The following is a 6,369-nucleotide window of genomic DNA, read 5'->3' on the forward strand; positions in this document are numbered from 1 at the left end:
CGCTCAGAATGGTCAGTTTCCAGATTGATCAGGCGGATTACGCCGCCTGAACTTTGTCGGTTTCTGTCAGAATGGCGAACAAAGTGCTCGCGTTCTGGTTGGCCCGCAGCTTGGTACAGATCGCAGGATCCCGCAGGCTGCGCGACACGCGAGCCAAAGCCTTGAGGTGTTCAACACCTGCGTCTTCGGGCGCAAACAACGCGAAAGCGATGTCCACCGGCTGACGGTCTACGGAATTGAAATCAACAGGTTTTTCCAAAAGGATAAACGCGCCGATGACGCTGTCTATTTCAGGCAGGCGGGCGTGCGGCAGCGCGACGCCCTGACCGACACCCGTTGGCCCGAGGGCCTCGCGTTCTTGCAGGGCCTCAGCGACACGCGGCGCGGACAACCCATAGGTCGCCGCCGCAAGGTCGCCGAATTCCTGAAGCAAACGCTTTCTGCTTGAGGCGGCCGTAACTACTTTGACCGCCTCTGGCTTGAGGATCGATGATAGGTCCATCTTGCCTGTTTCTCCGGACGCGGGACCATGCCCTCATCGCTTTATGTCTGCGGATCAACCCAGCCGATATTGCCGTCCTCACGGCGATAGACCACGTTCAACCCACCTTTGGCTTCGTTCTTGAAAACCAATACGGGGGCTCCGGCAAGTTCCATCTGCATCACTGCTTCACCAACGCTCAGAGATGGGATCTTGGTTTCCATCTCGGCGACGATGACAGGCTGCAGAGTTTCGGGCTCGGCCTCGTGGTCTTCTTGTTCAGGCGCGAGGATATACGCGGCTGCACCGAAAAGTTCAACCGGATCTTGGCGTTCCTTGTGATGATCCTTCAACCGACGCTTGTAGCGGCGCAGTTGTTTGTCCATCTTTTCGCCGCACTGGTCAAAAGCGGCATAGATTTCAGTGGCATGGGCCTTGGCTTGCGCCGTCAGGCCTGTCGACAGGTGGACGGTGGCCTCGCAAACATATTCATGAGCGCTTTTGGAAAACACAATATTCGCATCTGTTGGACGACCGGCATATTTTTCTAAAACCTCACTGAGCTCAGTTTTTACATGAGTCTGCAGTGCTTCGCCGACGTCGATTTGTTTTCCGGTAATTTGGTAACGCATCCTGTCTCCTTTTCGATGACATGTCGAACCATGGGCCGCAGGCCCAAAAATATTCAGGTTCGAATGCTGGAATTCGACAATTCACACTCTGCAATATGACTTGGCCTTTTGAAGAAGGTCATCTGCGTCACAGCGAAGGGTGGCTGAATTGTCATAAAGTATATTTGAGTATTCTGACCGCCGAGAGTCAATGACGCGCGTCAAAAATGCGCCAAATTTCGCTGCCTAATGTTACGAAATCCGAAAGTTGTCGCCCAGATAAACCCGGCGCACGTTTTCGTTTTCCACAACCTCTTCGGGCGTGCCTGACATCAGAACCTTGCCGTCATGCAGAATGTAGGCCCGATCCACGATTTCGAGGGTTTCGCGCACGTTGTGGTCGGTGATCAGCACGCCGATGCCGCGCTTTTTCAGGTCGGACACAAGATGGCGAATGTCACCCACAGAGATCGGGTCAACCCCGGCAAAAGGTTCATCAAGTAAGAGGTATTTGGGATCTGCAGCCAGACACCGCGCGATTTCAACGCGGCGCCGTTCGCCACCCGACAAGGCCAGAGCAGGCGCGCGACGCAGGTGTTCGATAGAGAATTCGCTAAGCAGCTCTTCGAGGCGCTCGCGGCGTTTGTGGCGGTCCTTTTGAGTGATGTCGAGAATGGCGGTGATGTTGTCTTCGACCGAAAGACCGCGAAAGATCGACATTTCCTGCGGCAGATAGCCGATGCCAAGTTTGGCGCGGCGGTACATCGGCAAAGTCGTGGCATCCACGCCGTCAATCACCACGCGCCCGCCTTCGGGCTGCAAAAGCCCCGCGACCGCGTAAAACGTTGTGGTCTTGCCGCTGCCATTTGGGCCGAGCAAGCCGACCACCTCACCGCGGTTCAGTTCCATGGAGAAATCGCGGATCACGACACGCTTGCGATAGGCTTTGCGCAGGCTTTCTACCCTGAGGCCTGACTGCCCTTCGGTCACAGCAAGATCGGGCTTCGCCATGCTTACTGGTTCCTCAGAATGGTTTTGACCCGACCATGCATCTCGGCGGTATTCGATTTCAGATCAACTGTCATTTCGTCTGCAGAAATTGAAGTATTTTCCTGCAATATCATGACGTTACCTGTCATGTGTACAGAGCCGTCTTCGATGCTGTACTCGGCTTTTTCGGCCTCTGCGATGTCCGTGCCTTGTACCAAAAGAACGTCCCCTTCGGCGATCAGGCGGGCAATGCCAACAGTGCCGGTACTATAATGCACATTCACTTTGTTGGCGGTCATATGCATTTCGCCCTGAACAATTTTGACATTCCCGGAGAAAATCGCGCTGCCGTCGTTTTGATTAACCGACAAGCTGTCCGCGGTGACTTCGACCGGCAAGGCGCTGTCTTGCTGCATATTGCCAAAACCAACTTGGAACCCTTGGGCAGAGGCCATTGCCGGAAACAGGCTGATGACTAGAATGAGCAGCGTACGCAGCATGTTTTACGGGTCCTTTGTCGTCGTTTCGGGCGTGTATAGCAGTCGCACACCTTTTGTGAAAAACAAATAGATATCATCACTTTCACCTGCGGGCCGGATCGCCATGCGGCCGGCATCCAGCTGTCCGAAGCCCATCGTCGCGCTCACAGGTCCGCCGGTTTCGGCGCGCACCTGGTCCAAACTCATGGTCAAAGAGTCGGTGTCCAGTTTCAGTCCGGAACTTGTGGTGATGCGCACGCCATCCTCAAGCAACAGGTCCTGAAACGCGCCGTCCATCTCGCCGTGTTCCGCCAAGACGGTGATCATCTGCCCATTGGTCAGGGTGATGCGCGTGTCCAGATCTTCGGCCACAATGCGGGAGGGTTCTTCGGGGTCGGGGTTGGCTTTGGCCGCGGTGACAGCCACCAGATGACCGCTGCTGGTCTGGGATGAAAACGAGGGTGCCGTTACTTGTTGGTCGCGCAGGCGTGTCTCCAGCTCGATGTCGGCAAAGGGAATTGCGCTCTCCAGATCGATGGTGCGGGGCACAAGGAACATGGTCGCCAGCAGCGCCAGCGCCAGCAAAGGCAGGATGACCTTGAGCAAGGCCACCATGTTTGAATATGTGAATCCCCCCGCCATCCGGATTTAGCCGAGTCCGGCCCGCAGGCAATCGTGGATGTGCAAGATGCCTTCGGGTGTGCCGCTGCCTTCTGGGTCGACCACAAACAGACAGGTGATCTTGCGCTGGTTCATGATCGCTACAGCTTCTTCGGCCAGCGCGTTGGGCGAAATCGTTTGCGGTGCGTGTGTCATGACGTCAGCGGCAGACCGATCCAGCAAGCCGGACATATGGCGGCGCAAATCGCCGTCGGTGACGATGCCGCTTAGGGTGCCGTCGGGTCCGGTCACGCCGACAACGCCAAAACCCTTTTGACTGATCTCGATCAGCGCGTCCGACATCGGCGTCGCCTCGGTGATCAGCGGCACGGCATGGTCAGCATGCATCAGGTCGCGTACGCGGGACAGTTGAGCGCCCAGTTTGCCACCGGGGTGAAACTCGCGAAAGTTTTCCGGCGTGAATTTGCGGTGCTCCATCAGCGCCACGGCCAAAGCATCGCCTAGCGCCAGCGTCATGGTGGTCGATGTGGTGGGCACTACGCCTGTGCCACAGGCCTCTTCGGCTTTGGGCAGGATCAGGCCGATGTCGCTTTGCTTGATCAACGTGCTTTCGGCACGGCTGGCCACCCCGATAAGCGGGATGTTGAAGCGCCGCGTGTAGGCCACAAGGTCGGCCAATTCAGGCGTTTCGCCTGAGTTGGAGAGCACCAGTGCAACGTCGCCCTGCGCCATCATGCCCAGGTCGCCGTGGCTGGCCTCGGCGGGGTGCACAAAATGCGCCGGCGTGCCGGTAGAAGCAAATGTCGCCGCGATTTTGCGGGCGATATGGCCGGATTTGCCCATTCCAGAGACAATCACCCGCCCCTTGGCTGACAAAAGCAGCGCCACAGCTTCGCCGATTTCGGCCCCAAGGCTTTCGCCCAACAGGCGCAGCGCCTCGGTTTCGATCGACAGCACGCGTTGTGCCGTGGCGAGGAAGGTATGTTTCTCGGAATCTGTCATCAGTGGGCAAAGATGTCCTGTTCGGGCCAGCCTTCGATATCCAGCTGAGCGCGCATTGGCAGAAAGTCAAAACAGGCTTGCGCCATGTTCATGCGGCCTTCGCGTTCCAGCCGCGTGTTTAATTCTTCGCGCAAACGGTGCAGATACAGCACGTCAGAGGCGGCGTAATCGAGTTGCGCGTTGCTCAGCTTGGGTGCGCCCCAATCGCTCATCTGCTGGTGTTTGGAAATGTCGACACCCAGCAGTTCCTGCAACAGGTTCTTGAGCCCGTGGCGATCAGTATAGGTGCGGATCAGCTTGGAGGCGATCTTGGTGCAATAGACGGGCGCGGTTACGGCCCCAAAGGTGTGAAGCAAAGCGGCGATGTCAAAACGTCCGAAGTGGAAGAGTTTCAACACGTCGGGATTTTGCAGCATGCGCACAAGATTGGGCGCGTCTGTCTGACCTTTGGAGACCTGCACAAGGTGGGCATTGCCGTCGCCGCCAGACATCTGGATCACACACAGCCGGTCGCGGTGTGGGTTAAGCCCCATGGTTTCGCAATCGATGGCCACAAAGGGGCCAAGGTCGAGCCCGTCTGGAAGGTCGTTTTGATACAGGAAGTTCGCCATTTTCGCCTCGGATTTGGAAGTGCCTAGGACTTACGGTGTCCGGGCCGGTGTTTCAATGTTTCATGCAGCAAAGCACATGGGTTCACCTTTTGTAACAGATCGGCATGGGTATTGTGACGTTTTGGCGAAGTTCCTATATTGCCGCCATGGAAAACAGCCCTGTCCTTTCTGTTGAAGACGAGTTGCGCATGTTGGTGGAAACCCGTGCGCGCGAAGCGGGACCGCGCGTGGAGCGGGTAGAAACCCAGGGAGGCGTGTTCTGGATCAAGCGGCCAGAGCGGCTTGGCCTGCGATACCGTCTGCAAAAGGGCGATCCGCGCAAGGCGTTTGAGCGGGAGAGGCTGGGGTTTCATGATCTTAACGAGGCGCAGGGTCCGGCCCCGACCCTTGTGGCAGAGGGAACGGATTTTATCGTTTTGCCCGACTGTGGCCCCAACTTGCGGTATCGTTTACGTACCGAAGCCGACGCCGGCCTGTGCCGCACTATGTTGCTGGACGCGGCGGCGTCTCTGGGTCGGTTGCACGCGCTCGGATTTGCGCATGGGCGCCCCAGTCCCAAGGACATGTGCCGTAAGGGTGATCAGGAAGTCCTGCTGGATTTTGAACGGTACGATCGGCGGAATAATTCGTTGAAAGGCCAAGCCCGTGATTTGGTGATTTGGGCGTTCAACGTGGCCGCCCATTCGCCGCATATGCGCGGTGATCTGGCAGAGGCGTTGGAGGTGCACGGCGATCTGGCGCCTGATGGTTTGCGCGCTGCTGCCGAACAGCTTTGCCGCCGGCTTGTTTGGGCGAACTGGCTGACCAAGCCAATCCAGCTGCGCCCGGGCAACAAGGGACGCGAGTTCAAAGCGATTCCGGTGGTGTTGGATCTGTTTGGAACGCGTGCGTGATCGAGCACAGTTTCAAAGACCGTCGCGCTTTAGAGGTATCAGTTGTGTTTGGAAACTATGCACGCCTGTGACAAACGTGGTGCCTCAAGAGCGCACCAACCTATTGTTTTTAAAAGTTTCTAACTGTCCATCCTTGCGCCATATCCCCTTAAAAATATGAACCAACCTGTCCTGCACTGTCTTGATCTGTCCGGTGGCATCCACTAGCTTAAGGGGGATAAATAGGTGGATAGAACATGCGGGCGCAAAACAGACTTTCGGCATCATTCGTGAAATCTGCACCAACCGGAAAGCACTGCGATGGCGCAGGGCTTTGGCTGGTGAAGCGGGACGATGGCGGCGCGCAGTGGGTACTGCGTGTGACGGTTCACGGACGGCGGCGAGAGATGGGACTTGGCGGATTCCCAACGCTCGGTCTTGCCGAAGCCCGCAAAGCTGCTCAGCGCTGGCGAGACGTGGCCGCAGGTGGTCGCGACCCGATCAAGGAGCGTGAGGCCGAAGAGCGGGCCGCGCGGCGCGAAGATATTTCCCTGTCCATTATCACAGCGGACGCCTTTGAAGCGCGTAAAGCGGAATTGAAAGGTGATGGAACAGCAGGCCGGTGGCTTTCGCCCCTGAACATCCACGTTTTGCCAAAGCTTGGTCGCGTGCCGGTGACGGATCTCGATCAACGCGACTTCC

At 57.2% G+C, this 6,369-nt stretch carries 9 protein-coding genes; 2 read left to right on the top strand and 7 right to left on the bottom strand.

Annotated features, from left to right (window positions below; all coding sequences use genetic code 11):
• Positions 1–37 precede the first annotated feature (37 nt).
• The 7 genes from SHIM_RS01860 to SHIM_RS01890 form a co-directional block, all read right to left on the bottom strand.
• Entirely contained in the window at positions 38–502 is a 465-nt protein-coding gene (locus SHIM_RS01860) for a PTS sugar transporter subunit IIA (protein ID WP_054000931.1), read from the bottom strand.
• A 41-nt stretch (positions 503–543) separates the two neighbouring features.
• Positions 544–1,113 (bottom strand): ribosome hibernation-promoting factor, HPF/YfiA family, encoded by a 570-nt coding sequence (gene hpf, locus SHIM_RS01865; protein WP_054000932.1) that lies wholly within the window; start codon positions 1,111–1,113, stop codon positions 544–546.
• 231 nt (positions 1,114–1,344) lie between these two features.
• The gene (lptB, locus tag SHIM_RS01870) at positions 1,345–2,103 is read right to left on the bottom strand and encodes an LPS export ABC transporter ATP-binding protein (protein ID WP_054000933.1); all 759 of its coding nucleotides are present in this window, start codon (positions 2,101–2,103) and stop codon (positions 1,345–1,347) included.
• Positions 2,104–2,105: 2 nt separating this feature from the next.
• Complete coding sequence (gene lptA, locus SHIM_RS01875; protein WP_054000934.1) at positions 2,106–2,582, bottom strand: lipopolysaccharide transport periplasmic protein LptA; 477 nt, start codon at positions 2,580–2,582, stop codon at positions 2,106–2,108.
• A gap of 3 nt (positions 2,583–2,585) precedes the next feature.
• Positions 2,586–3,203, bottom strand: coding sequence for an LPS export ABC transporter periplasmic protein LptC (lptC, locus tag SHIM_RS01880; RefSeq protein ID WP_054000935.1), 618 nt, complete (start codon positions 3,201–3,203; stop codon positions 2,586–2,588).
• A 6-nt stretch (positions 3,204–3,209) separates the two neighbouring features.
• Positions 3,210–4,184: a KpsF/GutQ family sugar-phosphate isomerase gene (locus SHIM_RS01885; RefSeq protein WP_054000936.1), complete on the bottom strand. Its 975-nt coding sequence runs from the start codon at positions 4,182–4,184 to the stop codon at positions 3,210–3,212.
• Positions 4,184–4,795: a ribonuclease D gene (locus SHIM_RS01890; RefSeq protein ID WP_054000937.1), complete on the bottom strand. Its 612-nt coding sequence runs from the start codon at positions 4,793–4,795 to the stop codon at positions 4,184–4,186. Before SHIM_RS01890 ends, SHIM_RS01885 begins: the two co-directional genes overlap by 1 nt.
• Positions 4,796–4,899: 104 nt before the next feature.
• On the opposite strand from SHIM_RS01890, the gene SHIM_RS01895 reads away from it, so the two are divergent.
• A complete protein-coding gene (locus SHIM_RS01895) occupies positions 4,900–5,688 on the top strand; it encodes a hypothetical protein (protein WP_054000938.1) in 789 nt (262 codons plus the stop codon).
• Positions 5,689–5,957: 269 nt separating this feature from the next.
• Positions 5,958–6,369: Arm DNA-binding domain-containing protein (locus SHIM_RS01905; RefSeq protein WP_342585502.1), on the top strand; the 412-nt coding region annotated here is incomplete at its 3' end.

The sequence above is a fragment of the Shimia sp. SK013 genome (genome assembly GCF_001292625.1).
In the GTDB taxonomy this organism is placed as follows: domain Bacteria; phylum Pseudomonadota; class Alphaproteobacteria; order Rhodobacterales; family Rhodobacteraceae; genus Shimia.